This window comes from Okeanomitos corallinicola TIOX110, assembly GCF_038050375.1.
Classification (GTDB): Bacteria; Cyanobacteriota; Cyanobacteriia; order Cyanobacteriales; family Nostocaceae; genus Okeanomitos; species Okeanomitos corallinicola.
This window is the reverse complement of sequence record NZ_CP150886.1, coordinates 1,305,271-1,322,759: the sequence shown is the minus strand read 5'-3', so window position 1 is coordinate 1,322,759 and position 17,489 is coordinate 1,305,271. Positions and strand designations below refer to the sequence as shown.

The following is a 17,489-nucleotide window of genomic DNA, read 5'->3' as shown; positions in this document are numbered from 1 at the left end:
CTAAAATGAACAATCACATAGATAAAAGTTGGTATGGCCAACTTAACTTAGTTTATGCCCAACGCCAAAATTCTACACAGTTAATTTATAACCATAACCAAGCACCTTTGAAAATTCAGCGTCCTTTCTATCCAGAAGGACAACAAGTATGTCATAGTGTGATTTTACATACTGCTGGGGGTGTAGTGGGGGGCGATCGTCTATCTGCCGAAATTCACTTACAAAAGAATACACAAGTATTAATTACTACTGCCGCAGCCAGTAAAATATATCGCAGTAATGGCTTACCAGCTAGACAAACTGTAAATATCCAAGTTGATGCAGGTGCTTGTTTAGAACATTTACCCCAAGAAACAATTTTGTTTGATGGTGCTGTTTATCGGCAAGATTTACGAGTAAAATTAGCTACAAACGCCAGCTTTATCGGTTGGGAAATTACGAGACTGGGAAGAAGTGCTAGAAATGAGAAATTTTTACAGGGAGAAATGCGATCGCACACAGAAATATGGCAAAATAATATTCCATTATGGATAGATCGCCAATATATACCCGGTAGCACTGAAGTATTTCACAGTATCCACGGGTTAGCAGGAAAACCAGTTATTGGTAGTTTTATAGTGGTTGGTTTAACCATATCCCCAGAAATAATCAAACAAGCACGTCTTTTAAATATCCATAACCTTGATGTTGGGGTAACTCGCTTAGAACATGGATTTTTGTGTCGTTATCGTGGTCATTCCACAACAGAAGTTAGGAGTTTGTTTACAAATATTTGGCAAAATTTACGAGTATCCTTATTAAATCGTGGTAATTGTATACCAAGAGTCTGGCAAATTTAAAATCACCAGGAGATCAAAATGCAACTGACACCCCAAGAAAAAGATAAATTATTAATTTTTACCGCTGGTTTAGTCGCAGAAAGACGCAAAGAAAGAGGTTTAAAACTCAATTATCCCGAAGCAGTAGCTTACATTTCCGCCGCAATTTTAGAAGGAGCAAGAAATGGACAAACTGTAGCCGAATTAATGAGTTATGGCACAAGTTTATTAACCCGTGATAATGTCATGGAAGGAGTACCAGAAATGATTCCTGAAGTTCAAGTAGAAGCAACTTTTCCCGATGGGACAAAGTTAGTAACGGTACACAACCCCATTCGTTAATTTTATATTTCTAGTCTGATTAGATTATTTGAATGATTATCAAAATCTGCGTATTTATCTACCGGATGAGTGTGGAATGAACCTTGTAAAACTGGCAAAAAGTGGTGATATTACAGCAATTTCTGGACTTATTAACCAAGCATTAAACCCTCAAAATATTCAAGCGAAAGTAACAGTTGAGCATCAAAAAATAATAGTCTTATTAGAATCTTCTAAAAAACTGAATCAAACAGAAATAGTTAAATACATTTATAAAGGATTGAGTAAATTAGATATTCCTACCTATTCAACTTTAGTAGTTTGCGGGAAACTCAGTAATAATCAAACCATAGAATGGCAACAAGAGATCAATTTTAACTCGTCATCTCCATCTGATGTAATTACATTAAATGCCACCAAGATTAAATCAGCAAAAAAAACTAAAAATCAATCATTCTCTCAATCCAATTTAACACAAAAGAAACAGCAACCATATCAAATAGTCCCTGCTAACCCAAATGCAACAGGAGCGATAGTAGCAGTTGGCAGAAAACCATCAATAGCAGCAATCGAAGCAGTTTGTAACTCTGCGAAATACTTACAAATAATTAGTTATGTGATTATCGTTCTATCATGGCTACTTATTTCTATTCAAGCTTTATTTATCATATCCATCATATATGACATTTTTATATCACGTTCTCAAGCATTTTCTACAATCATTAACATTACTGATATCACAGGAATTTTATCTAGTTGGATTGAGCAATTATTATATCTAGTTTATAAATTTTGGGACTATTTAAAAATAGTACAGAGTTTCTTAGAAAGATTAACTTACCTATGCTTAATAATATGGGTATATTTCCTCAATAATACCATCAAAAAAATCAATAATGATTATCCAGTTACTCCTTGGGGTGGAGTGATGTGTTTTTCTATTCCCCTGTACAATATTTGGGGAATGTGGAATGTATTATCAAACTTATCATCTTACTTAAAAAAACAAAATCGAGAAGTTGCCAGCAAAGGAAGAAAAATAAAAAAATATCTACCGTGGTTATATACATTCATCTTTGCCTATATACTGATTTATATAATTTACATTGTCTATGCTAGTCAGACAACGGAAAAAAATGTAGGTATCAACTTCATCCTTTATTTATTAGTTGATATCCTCTTTATCTGTCGTTCATTTTTATATTTACAGATTATCAACATTAGCTATCAAGCAGTATTCTTACAATCTACTTTATTCAAAGAGAAATTTAAAAATATGTGAATTTCAATCCTTAATTTTAATGCTTGAGATTTTGTCAATTCAATTATTCAGCAAATAACAACCATGATACCAGGCGAAATTATCACTCCAGACGGAGAAATTGAACTTAACCAAGGTCGTCCCACCACCAAACTAACAGTAGCAAACACAGGAGACAGACCCATCCAAATTGGTTCACACTTTCACTTTTACGAAGTCAATAACGCCCTAGAATTTGACAGAGAAAAAGCGCGAGGAATGCGATTAGATATACCAGCAGGAACAGCAGTGAGATTTGAACCAGGAGACGAAAAAGAAATCACCTTAATTCCCCTAGTTGGTACACGCCAAATCTACGGATTTAATAATAAAATAAACGGCAACCTCTAAACCTCTCTCTGCGACTCTGCGTGATACAAAAAAAAGGATAAAAAATGCCCTACAAAATGAACCGCCAAGCCTACGCTGAAACCTACGGACCAACAGTAGGAGATAGAATTAGATTAGCTGATACAGAACTATTTATAGAAGTAGAAAGAGACTTTACAACCTACGGTGACGAAGTAAAATTTGGCGGCGGAAAAGTAATTAGAGATGGCATGGGACAATCTCCAATTTCCAATGCCGATGGTGCAGTAGACTTAGTAATTACTAATGCTTTGATTTTAGATTGGTGGGGAATTGTCAAAGCAGATATTGGCATTAAAAATGGCAAAATTCACAAAATTGGTAAAGCCGGAAATCCTTATATTCAAGATAATATAGATATCATTATTGGCCCGGGAACAGAAGCATTAGCCGGTGAGGGAATGATTCTCACAGCAGGGGGAATAGATACTCACATTCATTTTATCTGTCCCCAACAAATAGAAGTAGCAATTGCTTCCGGTATTACAACAATGATTGGCGGTGGAACAGGCCCAGCTACAGGCACAAATGCCACAACTTGTACACCAGGCCCCTGGAATATTTACCGAATGTTACAAGCCGCTGATGCTTTCCCAGTCAACTTAGGATTTTTAGGTAAAGGTAACACCAGTCAACCCCAAGCACTCAAAGAACAAGTAGAAGCTGGTGCAATGGGTTTAAAACTCCATGAAGACTGGGGAACAACACCTTCCACAATTGATACTTGTTTAACCATCGCTGATGAGTATGATATCCAAGTAGCAATTCACACCGATACATTAAACGAAGCCGGTTTTGTAGAAGACACTATTGCTGCTTTTAAACATCGTGCAATTCACACCTACCATACCGAAGGCGCTGGGGGAGGACACGCACCAGATATCATTAAAGTCTGTGGACAACCCAACGTTTTACCTTCATCCACCAATCCCACGCGACCCTACACCCTCAACACACTAGATGAACACCTAGATATGTTGATGGTTTGTCATCATCTAGACCCTAGCATTCCTGAAGATGTCGCTTTTGCTGAATCACGTATCCGTCGAGAAACTATCGCTGCTGAAGATATTTTGCATGATTTAGGCGCGTTTAGTATGATTGCTTCCGATTCTCAAGCGATGGGAAGGGTAGGAGAAGTAATAATTAGAACCTGGCAAACCGCCCATAAAATGAAAGTACAACGGGGAAGTGTTCCCGGAGAGACTTTAGCAGATAATTTGCGGGCAAAAAGATATGTTGCTAAATATACAATTAATCCGGCAATTACCCATGGAATTGCTGACTATGTAGGTTCTGTGGAAGAGGGGAAAATCGCAGATTTGTGTTTATGGAAACCTGCGTTTTTTGGTGTCAAACCAGAAATAGTTGTGAAAGGAGGAATGATTGCTTGGTCACAAATGGGTGATGCTAATGCGAGTATTCCCACACCTCAACCTGTTCATAGTCGTCCTATGTTTGGTAGTTTTGCTGGTGCGCGTCATGAAACATCTTTAACCTTTATTTCTCAAGCTGGTTTAGAAACAGAAATTCCGCAAAAGTTAGGTTTAAAAAAATCAATTGTTGCAGTTTCAGGAACGAGAAAAATAACAAAAAGGGATATGAAATTAAATGATGCTTTACCTCAAATCGAGGTTAATCCTGAAACTTACGAAGTCCGTGCTGATGGGGAATTATTAACCTGTGAACCAGCAACGGTTTTACCAATGGCACAGAGGTATTTTTTGTTTTAGTTGTGAGGATGTAGAACCAGGAGTTTCAGCTTTTATGGCAGCTTGTGCGTATAGTCTGCCAGATCCCATATTTGAGTTTGTTGGTAATGTTGTTCATTATTATTTATAAACAAAATAACCTTTCATCTAAGAGACATTTTAAATATTTATCAGGATTGCTATTCTTTATCTCCGCATTCCTGTTAGCCAGTTTAACCAATGTTCGGGTTTCATGATAGTCTGAAAATAATGGCTATCAAATTTATCTTCTCAGATCCCAAGTATTTTCAGTAAAACCGACTAAAAGAATTAAACTACATTTTCACAATCGCCAAATGTGAGTAAATTATTTGAATGAAATTAATGAAAGGAGAGTAATTCCTATGTATACACAGTTGTCTGATCATGAAAAAGAAATAGCTTTGAAATATCAACTTGGTAGGTTTCTCAAAATAGATGAAATCCCCTGCAAGAATCCTTTTGCACCTAATAAATTGGTGGATACTCTCTGCCTTGGTTTTATGATTGCTTTTTTTCCCAGTTTTGGTCTGCTAGGGGTTTTTTTATTCATCATTGAGGTACTTAGCAAGATATTGGAATTATTGCATCCCAAACTCCTAAGTTCACCCAGTTTCTTATCCCTTTTAAACATACGAGAAAACCCATCAATTGGTATTGTGGTAATAGGTGTAATTTGGATCTGTGTTTTATTGATATTTTTTGTTTCTTCTAACCTGAAATATGATGAGAGAATTGTTGCTTTTGAGCATGGTTTTTATCAGAACAAGTTAAGTCTTGGCAGAGAAAAAGAGATTCATCATAGATATGAAGAGATTAAATATCTCAGAATTTCCTGTTGTCGTTCTGCGAATGGGAGCCAAACTAAAGATCCTGACCTTATCTGCTATCACTATTATACAGGAAACAGTCAAAAAACACCTTTTGGTGATGTTGATGTGCCAGGTTGTAGTTCTGAATCACAGGTTCTCTTTAAATTGGTTAGAAAATTGCTCAAATCCAGATTAATACCTCAAATCATGGCAGACTTGCAAAGTGGTAAAGAGGTTGATTTTAATGAATTGAAAGTCAGTTATCAAGGGATTAGAACAAATCAGAAATCATTCTATGCTACTAATCAGATTAAAGAGTTAAAATTTTATCCTGATAGTGATGATGATAGATTTGAACTTGTACCTAAGCCAGAATTCAAGGATAACAAGAACTGGGGACATTGGGGTAACAGAAATGTGAATATTGGGAGTATTAACAACCCTAATCTATTCCTTGAAGTCCTGGATATACTAAAAATACCTGTCAATTGTGATGCTTTTCCTGAATTAGCTAATATTAAGTAATTATGACTGGTTGAATAAAGTAAAGATATCATTTTTAATCAGTCAATGCAAAGGTAAAACGGTTAAGGGTAACAAAACAAATGATCGCTATTTATTCAACTTCCGAATTTCAGCAATTATTAAATAACTAAAACTGAAAATTCTTCAATTAGAAATAATTCATCAATCACCGCTAGATTGCAGTTCCGTGATGGTTTAACTCCTAACTAATGCTGTATAATATGACATTATGACTTAAAAATCAGGAAAACAGAAACATGATTACTCTGGAAACTACTGATATTAAAGCAATCATCAATCAACAACAGGATTTTTTCCAAACTGGAAAAACTAAAGATGTAAATTTTCGTTTAACACAATTAAAAATCCTCAAACAGTTAGTCATTGAAAATAAAGAAGCTGTAAAAGAAGCATTAAAAGCTGATTTATGTAAATCAGAATTTGAAACCTATGCTACAGAAATAGGTGTAATTAAAGAAATAGATTACGCTATCAAAAACATTAAAAATTGGGCAAAACCTAAAAAAGCTGCCGTTCCTTGGGATTTCTTCAACTACTCAGCTAAAATTTATCCCGAACCCTTGGGAGTGGTTTTAATTATTGGCCCTTGGAATTATCCATTTCAATTAATCATATCACCCTTAGTTGGAGCAATATCAGCAGGAAATTGTTCTATCCTCAAACCCTCAGAAATTGCACCCCACACTGCAAATTTAGTATCCCAACTAATCAGTAAATATTTCCCACCAGAATATATAAAAGTCATAGAAGGTGGAGTAGAAACCAGTCAAAAATTACTGGCAGAAAAATTTGACCACATCTTTTTTACAGGTGGTACAGCTATTGGTAAAATAGTCATGGCAGCAGCTGCAAAACATCTGACTCCAGTTACTTTAGAATTAGGTGGTAAAAGTCCCTGTATTGTTGATTCTCAAATCAATCTCGAACATACAATTAAACGTATTATTTGGGGTAAATTTATCAATGCTGGACAAACTTGTATAGCACCTGATTATTTATTAGTTGACAAAAAAATAAAAGCAGATTTAGTGCAGAGTTTAAAAAAATGTATCCAAGAATTTTATGGAGAAAACCCAGAAATTAGCCCAGATTTTCCGAGAATTATTAGTCAGAAACATTTTGATAGGTTAACCAAATTCCTCAACTGTGGGGAAATCATTGCCGGTGGAGAAACAAACTCAGAAACATTTTATATTGCACCCACATTACTTGATAATGTTTCTTTCACAGATGCGGTGATGGAAGAGGAGATATTCGGACCTATTTTACCGATCATTGAATATACAGATATTGAAGAAGCAATTAATTTGATTAACTCCAAACCCAAACCTCTAGCTTTATATATCTTTTCTGACGATAAAAATCTGCAACAGAAAATATTACAAGAAACTTCATCAGGTGGTGTATGTATTAACGACACAATTATGCAAGTGGGAATTTCTTCTTTACCATTTGGTGGTGTGGGTGATAGTGGAATTGGTAGCTATCATGGTAAAGCTGGGTTTGATACTTTTTCCCATGATAAAAGTGTTTTGAAAAACACCTTTCTTTTTGATCTCAATTGGCGTTATGCACCATACAAAGGTAAATTATCGTTGTTGAAAAAAATTATTGGTGGTTAAATCATCAATTTAACTACTATAACGTTCTTGCGCCCAAGGTTCACCACGACGGTGATAACCATTTTCTTCCCAAAAACCTAATTTTTCAGTTTCTAAAAACTCTAAACCATTAATCCACTTAGCACTTTTCCAAGCATAAAGATGGGGAATAACTAACCTGATTGGGCCACCATGTTCTGCGGATAATGGTTCACCAAATAATTTAATCGCAAAGAAATTTTCTGGTTTTAAAAAGTCGTTTAATTCAATATTTGTTGTATAACCGCCATAACAATGTTGCATAATATGAGCCGCTTTCGGTTCTACTTCCAACAAACTCATAAAATCAGTAACTTTAATTCCTGTCCATTTCACATCTAGTTTTGACCAGTGGGTAACACAGTGGAAATCTGCTGTAAATTCATGTTGAGGAAGTGCTAAAAAATCTGACCATTTAAAAATAGCAGGTTTTACCAAACCCCAAACTTTAAATTCCCAATTTTCAATACTTACCTGGGGAGTTTCACCATAGGTTAAAACTGGAAAACCTTTAGCTAAATGTTGTCCAGGCGGTACTTTTTCACTTTCTTCTGGACTTGGTTTGTGGAAATATTTCATAACATTATCTTTTTTAGCCTTCCGCTATAACGCACAGCGTCTAGCGGTTGGTCATTGATATTATTAGCCAAGCAAGGAAAAAGCACTCCCATAACTACGCGGTTTGTGCTTTTCCTAATTGAGAGATTATTACTCTTCTTCTTCTTCTTCAGCAGAGGGATAGACGAAGTTAGAACGTCCAGACAAAATTGATTTACCCAGAGAAAGAGCTTTTTGTGCTTCAACAGTAGCTTTATGTGTCCAGGTAGCGCGACGTTTGTCTCGTTTAGATTTTGATGTTTTCTTCTTAGGGACTGCCATGATAGCGGATATCGTGATTCTTGACAACCTTTCTATTCTAAGCGATCAATTGGTAATTTTTGTCTTTTTCAATTTTCTTGTGGCTGTTCTGTTGGTGTTGTTAGGGGATCATCAACCATGGAACGATTTGTGGTGATGTTGGAATTAGCTGGTGTAGGAGGTTGAGCAGGATTAGTTTGTCCTGGTGTTTTGAGTTTTTCAAATAATAGTAACCATTTGGCGGTTTTAAAGTAAGTTGCCCAACGTCGGGGATCAGGGCTTTGTTTCCATTGATCACGACTGACATCTAACGTTAACACTGGAGCGATCATTCCCTCATTTTGTGCTGTGACAATTATAGAAACTTCTGTAACTAAAATATCCTGGTCAAAACTACGTTGAGCGGCTGCTCTGGCGGCTATTTCTGCCCTGCGTAAAACCGTTTCATAGTTTTCTTCTGGTAAGCGGGTAATTGCTAAATCAACTCTGGCGGTGTAAGCTTGTACAACTTGGGGGGCGATCGCTTCCGTAGCTAACCACAAAGGAACAGCTAAACTCAGCCAAATTGCCCCTTGAAATATCCGGATTTTCCTGCCAAATTGGTTAATAAATGAGAAGGGGATCATTAATGATGGTTGTTGATTGTAAATCCTGTTCATATATCTATCAGCTCTTGTGAATGTTAATGAAGCATTTTCAACAAATGCTAGTATTTTCCGATATCTTAACGTCATAAGAACTACTTTAAACTAGCAAACAAGAACCGACAAAGAGCGGGATGACAAATTACTGGGCGATCGCCATTGGAATTAATCAATATGAATTATTTCAACCTTTAAGTTGCGCTCAAAATGATGCGGAGGCAATAAAGGATTTTTTAGTCACGGCAGAGGGTTTTTTGCCGAAAAATTCCCTATTGATGACAAATACTTCACCACCAGTAGGAGAAAAATCCTCTTACCCAACTAAAGATAATATTCTCCTTTTTTTGGAGGATCTGGCTCAATCTTGGCAACCACAAGATTATCTGTGGTTTTTCTTCAGTGGTTATGGAGTTAATGACAATGACAAAGATTATTTAATGCCTGCTGATGGCAATCCAGATCAGGTTTTAGAGACTGGCATTGAAGTCAGAAAAATCATGGAAAGTCTGGCTGCTGCTAAGTTGAATGTACTATTAATATTTGATATTAACCGCGCTTTTGGTACACAAGCTGATGCTCCTGTAGGCCAAGATATTATCAACGCAGCTAAGGAATTAAATATTCCTGTTATGCTTTCTTGTCAGCCAGAGCAGTTTTCCCATGAAAGTACAGAACTAAATCACGGATTTTTTACGGCTGCTTTAATGGCAGCTTTGCGTTCTTGTCCTGGTGGTAATTTAAAAGATTTAGAATCTTATGTCAGTTCTCTAACTCCCCAACTTTGTCAGCATCATTGGCGGCCAATTCAAAATCCTGCCACTGTAATTCCTGAAAATTCACCTGGAATGTTGCCAGTTTCAGGTTTAAATGAAAACTCAGAACCAACAGAAAATATTTTTCCTGAAGAAAGTTTTGCTGTTCTTCGTTCTACCGCTCCTCAACCACAGGAAAGCCAACCCTCTACATATAAGGCTTGGTGGGCAGAAAATCAAACTGCAAATAAATCTTCGGAAACTACCATCAGTAATAATTCTCAGCCGGATGGTAAATCAATTTTGGCTACTTCCCCAGAATTAAAAACAGGTTCAAGGTTTATTCCTGCGGCTGCTAAAAATTATGCCAAACCTGCTCCCTCAGTCAGTACCCCTATTTGGCAACAATTTATAATCTGGGGTGGTGGTAGTATGGTGATTGTTGGTTTAATGACTACTTTTTTACTTCGCAATCAAGCTAGTTTTCGCTTCAATAAAATCTCAACTTCTCTGAATAATAATAGTAATAATAATAATACTACTACTCGTAGTTCGGAATTTGCCGATAGTTTACCACCTATTCCTAATAATATTCCCACTACATCACCATCTAATCTTCCCAGAGTTTCTAATTCTGATCCTCAAAAACGTAACCAGGCAATTTCAGAACTAGGAAAAATGTCTCTTAGTTCTACTCAACCTAGTGATTTAAGTCAAGCTATTACTATTGCCCAAAAAATTCTGCCTGGTGAACCTCTCTATCAACAAGCACAGGAAAATATTCAGGTTTGGAGTCAAATGATTTTAGATTTGGCTCAGGAACAAGCACAACAAAGAAATTATACTGATGCCATAGCTACTGCGGCCTTAATTCCTCAAAATTCTGTCCTTTATCCCCAAACACAAGCAACTATTAAAAAATGGCGTTTAGAAGCCAAGCAATACAACAGTAATCAAACTATTTTAGATGCAGCACAAGGTTTAATTCAACCAGGACAAGCTTCTACTTATAACCGAGCGATCGCAGTTGCGAAAAAAGTACCCCCCGAACAACCAGGGTTTAATCTTGCTCAACAGTCTATGAATAGATGGAGTGAAGAAATTTTAGATTTGGCTAAAGCTCGCGCTGCTCAAGGAGATTTTACCACCGCTATTGAAACTGCATCTCTGATCCCTGAGTCAACAGTCGCCTATGAAGACGCTCAAGATGCAATTCAAAAATGGCGCGGTAAATTTACAGTTAAATAGGTCGTTTCTGAGTTTTATGGATGCAATTATCGCCTTTAGGCAGGGGAGTGTCAAAAATGATAAAATCCCCATATTTTCAAAGAAATCGGGGATTTTGCTGCTCAGGAATAAATATTTTTTTTAGCAATACTGTGATATGTCTTCGCCACATTCATCGGCTAAATAGCACAGTGCGCGAAATCTTAAACCTACTACTTCTTCATACAAAGGGTTAAGTTTACACATTGGGGGAATGTGAAATAGAGTTTTACCAAAAAATTTGAGATCACGTTCAAAAGGACATTGGGCAGGAATTAATTGACATAAACTATGGGCAAATTGGCGATCGCCTACTTTTAAGTTATCTAACCAATTTCGCAAAGGACGGAGGAAATTCCCTCCTGAGTGAGAATGAGAATTTTTTAATTGGGAAACTTCAGATTTATTATTAGTTTCTGCTGGATGGAGGGATACCCAACTGGCGAAAAAAATATTTTTTGTACTACCTTCAAATACCTTCATGGTTACTCCTCTTTTTTTATGAGGGTATTCACCTTCCGATGAATATACAATATGACAATTTCTGTGTCCGGGAGAATAGTATTCTGACGGAAATTCTGTAAAAAGTGTGAGTAGCCACTTAAAATCAGAATCTGTGTATTACTACGTCAAGTTAAGCTCATTTTCCTAAAAACGGCTACTCCAATTAGTTAATCTTTTTGATAACTTGACACACTTTAAATTCTAATGAAGACATCTAGCTTTAGACAGGTTTGACTGTAACCGTTACAAACCTTAATATATCTTAAATTTATAGATAAAATATTCACTTTACATTTATTTTGCTTGAATACGTATATGCTTGCATGATCTAGGTTTTGCCACAATTTATTTCACAAACAGCGATAACAAGACTTAATCTGCCTAAAAATCAGCAATTTCTAGAAAATCTCAAATAGGATCATTCAAATGCGGAATCGTTATGACTGCTCCTGTAGTTCAATTCAGTTGCTAACAGGGAATTCAGAGCAGATACCATAAATCACCAGTAAATCAAGCTTTTTGATCAAAATTTACTTTTACAAAACTATTGAAAAATGTACAGCAAAAATGTCAAACTAAAAATACACTTGTAATCCCCCGGAAGTATGAATCTTGAGAGTGAAGCTGAAACTTTTTAAAACGTGATATTCCGACATTATCAACCAAAATACCGAAAATATTCCGGTTTCTGACAGTTTTTTCTACATAAAAGAGATTTAAAACCTTTGCAGGAATCCTTGAATATTCACATTTAGTTATGATTTAAGTGGTTTACATAAATTAGTTATTTTCGTTACAGGAGAATTCGGGTGCTTAACAACATTTCTAAGTTCATTCCCAAAACTAAGTTAAAAATTCCCGCTGTAGGTCTACTTGTTACCGTTGGAATTTTAGGTTTAGGTACAATTGGTCAAATGACCAAGATTAACCTTAAATCTCAGGTTATAGCAGCTGATTTGCCCAGTTATACAAATAATGAAATTCAGGATAGTAATGAAAATACCCTGTTATCAAAATTAAGAGCTATCAGAGATAATAAAAGTCAGATTCAGTCAAATAATCTCGAATCTCAAAACTCATTCATAGAAGTTTTGAAAAGCAATATACAAGAAATCCCAACAACGACAAAACCATCAATTAAGCAATCACCTGTAAGCTTTCCAGTGCAGGATGGGATTTATCTTTATGGTCAATCTTCCACACCTAACCAATGGGGACAAGGTTATATTGTGTTTCAAAAGCAGAAAGGTAAGGTAACTGGTGCATTGTATATGCCCAGTTCAGAGTTTAGCTGTTTCCAAGGCACAATTGCCAAATCTGGAGAATTGGCCATGACAGTAACCAGTTCCCCTAGTGAAACTGGGATAGCTCAAGTTTCTACAGCTAGTAGAATTCCTAGAGTAACAGATGAAACCAGTATTACCTATGCTCATTCTTTAGCACTGCAAGATTATCATCAGTTAGGATCTGTGAGTGCTAACGATAGAGAAATTCTACAAGCCTGTCAACAGGATTTAAGCGCAGATAATTAAGTAATTAAGTAGTTTAATCACTTAATATTCAATTCCCGCTTGGGCTTTTATGCCTTGATCCTTGAAAGGGTGCTTAATTAAAGTCATTTCCGTGACTAAATCAGCCTTTTCAATTAAAGCTGGTGGTGCGCCTCTACCTGTTAGTATTACGTGCTTATCTGCTGGTTTTTGCTCTAAACCTGCTAATACTTGTTCAACTTGTAAGTAACCAAGTTTAATAGCAATATTAACTTCATCTAAAAGCACCAGTTTAAACTCTGGGTTCAGAATAAATTCTAGTGATTTGTCCCAAGCAGCACTAGCTTTATCTAGATCCCGATCTCTGTCTTGTGTTTCCCAGGTAAAACCTTCACCCATAGCGTGAAATTCTAATTGATCTGGCCAATGACTAAAAACCCGTTTTTCGGAGGGTTCCCAAGCACCTTTAATAAATTGGACGATTGCTACTTTGTATCCATGGCCAAGCGATCGCATTACCATACCCAAAGCCGCAGTAGTTTTACCTTTACCGTTGCCAGTATTAACTATAATTAACCCTTTTTCCGGTTTAGCTTCAGATATGCGTTTATCCTGGATTTCCTTACGGCGCTGCATCTTTTTGCGGTATTGTTCATCATTGAGGGATGATGACATGACCTCATCTATTAAACGGGAAATTTCTGGATCAGAATTTAATTCCTCTGGTGTGTCGTTGATCATCAATAAATATTATCTAGCAACAAATTTCTATCAGTTTATAGTCAACAAATTACACTTGTTTAATTATAGCATTCAATATTCAAAGCACGATAAACTCGGCTACAAAATAGGCGATCTCTTTCTCTCCACAGGTTGCTTTATTTAAATTAAATTAGAAAACGAGCGATCGCACTTACTCAGCTTCCTCTGCATAATCATCTAAAACACTATCTAATAAACGTGATAAATGCTTTTCTCGTGCTAATTCTTGGACACTTTCATAGGAAAGGTATGTACATCTTTCTGACAAAGGTGCTACATCAAGTAATGAAAATACAGGTCGTCTAATCTCTTGAAAAACTTTATCTCGACGTTCAGGAGGTGCAACGATATGCAACTTTATATTCATGTTTGGTTGGAGTGCAAGCAAATCTGCCATTCTAAGAATACCGGAATAAATTGAAGTAGTATGTTCAACTTCAAAAGCACGAACAATAGAACGTCCTTTAAGCCACAATACATCAATTTGTTCAATGGTTTTGATTGTTGTCTCATCATAATTTAGAGGCAAAACATCCAACAAAACTTGGTCTTTATTTTTCCATTCTGTTAAAACTGCGTTTCTATCGCTACGAGGCAGCCAAATTTTCATTCCCATTTGAGAACCAATACTAGCAAGCAAAGATTGTATTTTGATTGATTCACGTACTTCTGGATGATTTACACTACTTTCAATTTCACTTTCTGTATCTTGAGGAATGGTAACACTAACAACTTTTTCTAGCCGATGAATACGATGTGTAATTAGTTTCTGATACTCAACTTCATCAATTTCAAAAACTTCCTGTTTATCTACTTGATCCAGAATTAATTGTTCCAGAAAGTGACCATCATTGTCCTTCAGTTCATTAAGGCTATTACGAATTTTTCCTGTCCATAGGGATGAATTTTTATCAACATTTTTAGTGAAAGACAAATGATCCCAAACTCTATTATCGTGAATTGGAATTGTTTTTTCTTTAGGTAGCCACGCTAGAGGCTTAACTTTGAAACGAATTACATAGGGATCAGGTTCATCTTTAGGAACAAAGATTGATGTATCATCCGAGAAACATTCACTTTGAACTTCAAGAACACCTATCCACCTGGATAATTTAGTCATATAACAAATTAACTTATCACCAACTTGAATTTTATCTGCGGCTTTTTGCCTATTCTTACGAAATCCAGCAATATCACGAGGTGATTTTGAGAATGCTTCATAAGTATCTGGAGAGAATACATTTACGTAGTATGCCAATTTTTAATACCCCTTTGAGTCGCATGATCTTAAATAAATTGTATGTAAAAAATATCATAATTTCTCACTTTTTATAAGGTTGTGCTGTAATAATGTTAGGTATAACCCTGTAATGCTTGACATTGAAAGTACATAGAGTAGCCCCTCTACCGACAGCACAAGCACCAATCAAAGCATCAAGCAACCCTAAATTATCTGATAAATGATAGGTGGTAAAATTGGATAGAGCGATCGCACAATCAACCTCGGTAGGCCAAATTAAAGGTAGAGGAGCAACAAGTTTGAGAGTATTGCGTAACCTTTGACTATTTTGAGAATTTTGAATAAGTTCCATAACCACAAAACCCGGAACGCTAGGTATTTCTAAAAGACTAGCAAACCAAGCAATTGCTGGAGCATGGCCACGTTGAATATCAATCAAAATATCTGTATCCAATAAGTACATAAAACTTCCCTATGCTCGCTCCCGTGTTTCAGCCTGATGACGTAACTCACGAGCATAAACTTGACTATCAGTAATATCTAGACGAGAATTAATTACACCTTCATTTTCCCAATATTTAACCAGTTCTGCTCCAGTTTTTGGGAAATTATCTGTACTTTTTCTTGTAGATAAAATATGTAAAATATATTCAGAGAAAGGTAAATTAAGTTTTTCAGCTTCCGCATGAAGTTCATTTTCTAATTCTGGTGGTAGGTTCAGGTTAATAGTCATCTTGTTTTTTGTTTAGTTTTGATTTTCATTTATTGATCAAGCTTATCTCACAGCATATCTTGTCTGTTGGTTGACATTAGTATAATTTAACATCACCCACCCCTCAAACCCCTCTCCGCGCCTCTGCGTGCGATCCAACAAAACACCATCCCCACACCTGTAAATGCTAAAATCAAGGACTTGAATAATAAAGAGAAAAAATATTTATGGCATCCATCCGCGAGTTGCACGAACAGCTAGTAAAAAAAGAACGTTCTGCTGTTGAAATTACCCAACAAGCCCTAGATCGTATTCAAGCATTAGAACCAAAACTACACAGTTTCCTAACTGTAACAACCGAAAAGGCTTTAGAACAAGCTCGTGCTGTGGATGCAAAAATTGCCGCTGGGGAAGAAATCGGTATTTTAGCAGGGATTCCCATTGGTGTAAAAGATAATATGTGTACCAAGGGAATTCGCACCACCTGCGCTTCTAAAATTCTGGAAAATTTCATTCCTCCCTACGAGTCCACAGTCACCCAAAAACTCAACCAAGCCGGTGCAGTCACCGTTGGAAAAACCAACCTAGATGAGTTTGCCATGGGGAGTTCTACAGAAAACTCCGCTTATCAAACAACCGCTAATCCCTGGGATGTTTCCCGTGTTCCCGGTGGTTCTTCCGGTGGTTCTGCTGCTGCTGTCGCTGCACAGGAATGTGTGGTATCCCTGGGTTCAGATACAGGTGGTTCAATTCGTCAACCTGCTTCTTTTTGCGGTGTGGTGGGGATGAAACCGACTTATGGGTTAGTTTCCCGTTATGGTTTGGTGGCCTATGCTTCCTCTTTGGATCAAATTGGACCATTTGGGAGAAGTGTGGAAGATGCAGCAATTTTATTAAATGCGATCGCCGGTTATGATCCTCAAGATTCCACCAGTTTAAAAGTGGAAATTCCTGATTACACAGCCAATTTAACACCAGATTTAAAAGGTAAAAAACTCAAAGTTGGTGTGATTAAAGAAACCTTTGGCGAAGGTTTAGATCCAGAAGTTGAAGCATCTGTAAATCAGGCGATCGCCCAATTAGAAGCTTTAGGTGCAGAAATTCATTATATTTCCTGTCCCCGTTTCCGTTACGGTGTCCCCAGTTACTACATTATCGCCCCTTCGGAAGCATCCGCTAACCTCGCTCGTTACGATGGTGTAAAATATGGCATACGTTCTCAAGACGCAGACAACCTGCTTTCCATGTACACCCGCACTCGCGCCATGGGTTTTGGTACAGAAGTCAAACGTCGGATTATGATTGGTACTTATGCCCTCAGTGCCGGTTATTATGATGCTTATTATTTGAAAGCTCAAAAAGTCCGCACATTAATCAAAGAAGACTTTGAAAATGCCTTTGCACAAGTGGATGTTTTAGTTACCCCCACTGCACCAACTACAGCATTTCAAGCCGGGGAAAAAATCACCGATCCTTTGAGTATGTACCTCAATGATTTAATGACTATTCCCGTCAATCTTGCAGGTTTACCAGGTATTAGTTTACCTTGTGGTTTTGACAGTCAAGGTTTACCAATTGGCTTACAATTAATCGGTAAAGTCTTGGGAGAAGACCAACTTTTCCAAGTAGCTTATGCCTACGAACAATCTACTAATTGGCATCTGCAAACAGCAAACATAGATTGACAATTCGTAATTCGTAATTCGTAATTCGTAATTCGTAATT

General features: G+C 36.7%; 18 protein-coding genes. 10 read left to right on the top strand and 8 right to left on the bottom strand.

The window, feature by feature from the left end:
• Positions 1-5: 5 nt before the first annotated feature.
• The 7 genes from WJM97_RS05735 (at position 6) to WJM97_RS05705 (ending at position 7,518) form a co-directional block, all read left to right on the top strand.
• Positions 6-839 (top strand): urease accessory protein UreD, encoded by an 834-nt coding sequence (locus WJM97_RS05735; RefSeq protein WP_353932082.1) that lies wholly within the window; start codon positions 6-8, stop codon positions 837-839.
• Between the two features lie 18 nt (positions 840-857).
• On the top strand, positions 858-1,160 hold the full coding sequence (gene ureA / locus WJM97_RS05730; RefSeq protein ID WP_353932081.1) for an urease subunit gamma: 303 nt from the start codon (positions 858-860) through the stop codon (positions 1,158-1,160).
• 28 nt (positions 1,161-1,188) lie between these two features.
• On the top strand, positions 1,189-2,421 hold the full coding sequence (locus WJM97_RS05725) for a hypothetical protein (RefSeq protein WP_353932080.1): 1,233 nt from the start codon (positions 1,189-1,191) through the stop codon (positions 2,419-2,421).
• Between the two features lie 63 nt (positions 2,422-2,484).
• Positions 2,485-2,790 carry an urease subunit beta gene (locus WJM97_RS05720; RefSeq protein ID WP_353932079.1) on the top strand — a complete coding sequence of 102 codons (306 nt, stop codon included), beginning with the start codon at positions 2,485-2,487 and terminating at the stop codon, positions 2,788-2,790.
• A 44-nt stretch (positions 2,791-2,834) separates the two neighbouring features.
• Entirely contained in the window at positions 2,835-4,541 is a 1,707-nt protein-coding gene (gene ureC, locus WJM97_RS05715) for an urease subunit alpha (protein ID WP_353932078.1), read from the top strand.
• Between the two features lie 329 nt (positions 4,542-4,870).
• Positions 4,871-5,875, top strand: coding sequence for a hypothetical protein (locus tag WJM97_RS05710; protein WP_353932077.1), 1,005 nt, complete (start codon positions 4,871-4,873; stop codon positions 5,873-5,875).
• Positions 5,876-6,132: 257 nt separating this feature from the next.
• Positions 6,133-7,518, top strand: coding sequence for an aldehyde dehydrogenase (locus WJM97_RS05705; RefSeq protein ID WP_353932076.1), 1,386 nt, complete (start codon positions 6,133-6,135; stop codon positions 7,516-7,518).
• A 9-nt stretch (positions 7,519-7,527) separates the two neighbouring features.
• Here WJM97_RS05705 and WJM97_RS05700 read toward each other — a convergent pair whose 3' ends face one another.
• From WJM97_RS05700 to WJM97_RS05690, 3 genes are all read right to left on the bottom strand, one after another.
• Positions 7,528-8,115 carry a sulfite oxidase-like oxidoreductase gene (locus tag WJM97_RS05700; RefSeq protein WP_353932075.1) on the bottom strand — a complete coding sequence of 196 codons (588 nt, stop codon included), beginning with the start codon at positions 8,113-8,115 and terminating at the stop codon, positions 7,528-7,530.
• 129 nt (positions 8,116-8,244) lie between these two features.
• On the bottom strand, positions 8,245-8,415 hold the full coding sequence (gene rpmF, locus WJM97_RS05695) for a 50S ribosomal protein L32 (protein ID WP_353932074.1): 171 nt from the start codon (positions 8,413-8,415) through the stop codon (positions 8,245-8,247).
• Positions 8,416-8,483: 68 nt separating this feature from the next.
• A complete protein-coding gene (locus WJM97_RS05690; RefSeq protein ID WP_353932073.1) occupies positions 8,484-9,053 on the bottom strand; it encodes a hypothetical protein in 570 nt (189 codons plus the stop codon).
• A gap of 119 nt (positions 9,054-9,172) precedes the next feature.
• On the opposite strand from WJM97_RS05690, the gene WJM97_RS05685 reads away from it, so the two are divergent.
• Positions 9,173-11,038, top strand: a complete 1,866-nt coding sequence (locus WJM97_RS05685) for a caspase family protein (RefSeq protein WP_353932072.1) — start codon at positions 9,173-9,175, stop codon at positions 11,036-11,038.
• Positions 11,039-11,158: 120 nt separating this feature from the next.
• On the opposite strand, the gene WJM97_RS05680 is transcribed toward WJM97_RS05685, so the two are convergent.
• The gene (locus tag WJM97_RS05680) at positions 11,159-11,539 is read right to left on the bottom strand and encodes a Mo-dependent nitrogenase C-terminal domain-containing protein (protein ID WP_353932071.1); all 381 of its coding nucleotides are present in this window, start codon (positions 11,537-11,539) and stop codon (positions 11,159-11,161) included.
• 830 nt (positions 11,540-12,369) lie between these two features.
• Here WJM97_RS05680 and WJM97_RS05675 point away from each other — a divergent pair.
• On the top strand, positions 12,370-13,092 hold the full coding sequence (locus WJM97_RS05675; RefSeq protein ID WP_353932070.1) for a hypothetical protein: 723 nt from the start codon (positions 12,370-12,372) through the stop codon (positions 13,090-13,092).
• A gap of 21 nt (positions 13,093-13,113) precedes the next feature.
• On the opposite strand, the gene cobO is transcribed toward WJM97_RS05675, so the two are convergent.
• The 4 genes from cobO to WJM97_RS05655 form a co-directional block, all read right to left on the bottom strand.
• Positions 13,114-13,791, bottom strand: a complete 678-nt coding sequence (cobO, locus tag WJM97_RS05670) for a cob(I)yrinic acid a,c-diamide adenosyltransferase (RefSeq protein ID WP_353932069.1) — start codon at positions 13,789-13,791, stop codon at positions 13,114-13,116.
• 172 nt (positions 13,792-13,963) lie between these two features.
• Positions 13,964-15,070, bottom strand: coding sequence for an EVE domain-containing protein (locus WJM97_RS05665; protein ID WP_353932068.1), 1,107 nt, complete (start codon positions 15,068-15,070; stop codon positions 13,964-13,966).
• A 64-nt stretch (positions 15,071-15,134) separates the two neighbouring features.
• Positions 15,135-15,515: a PIN domain-containing protein gene (locus WJM97_RS05660; RefSeq protein ID WP_353932067.1), complete on the bottom strand. Its 381-nt coding sequence runs from the start codon at positions 15,513-15,515 to the stop codon at positions 15,135-15,137.
• 9 nt (positions 15,516-15,524) lie between these two features.
• Complete coding sequence (locus tag WJM97_RS05655; protein WP_353932066.1) at positions 15,525-15,785, bottom strand: hypothetical protein; 261 nt, start codon at positions 15,783-15,785, stop codon at positions 15,525-15,527.
• Positions 15,786-15,991: 206 nt separating this feature from the next.
• Here WJM97_RS05655 and gatA point away from each other — a divergent pair, with 206 nt between their 5' ends.
• On the top strand, positions 15,992-17,449 hold the full coding sequence (gene gatA / locus WJM97_RS05650; RefSeq protein ID WP_353932065.1) for an Asp-tRNA(Asn)/Glu-tRNA(Gln) amidotransferase subunit GatA: 1,458 nt from the start codon (positions 15,992-15,994) through the stop codon (positions 17,447-17,449).
• The last annotated feature ends 40 nt before the right edge of the window (positions 17,450-17,489 follow it).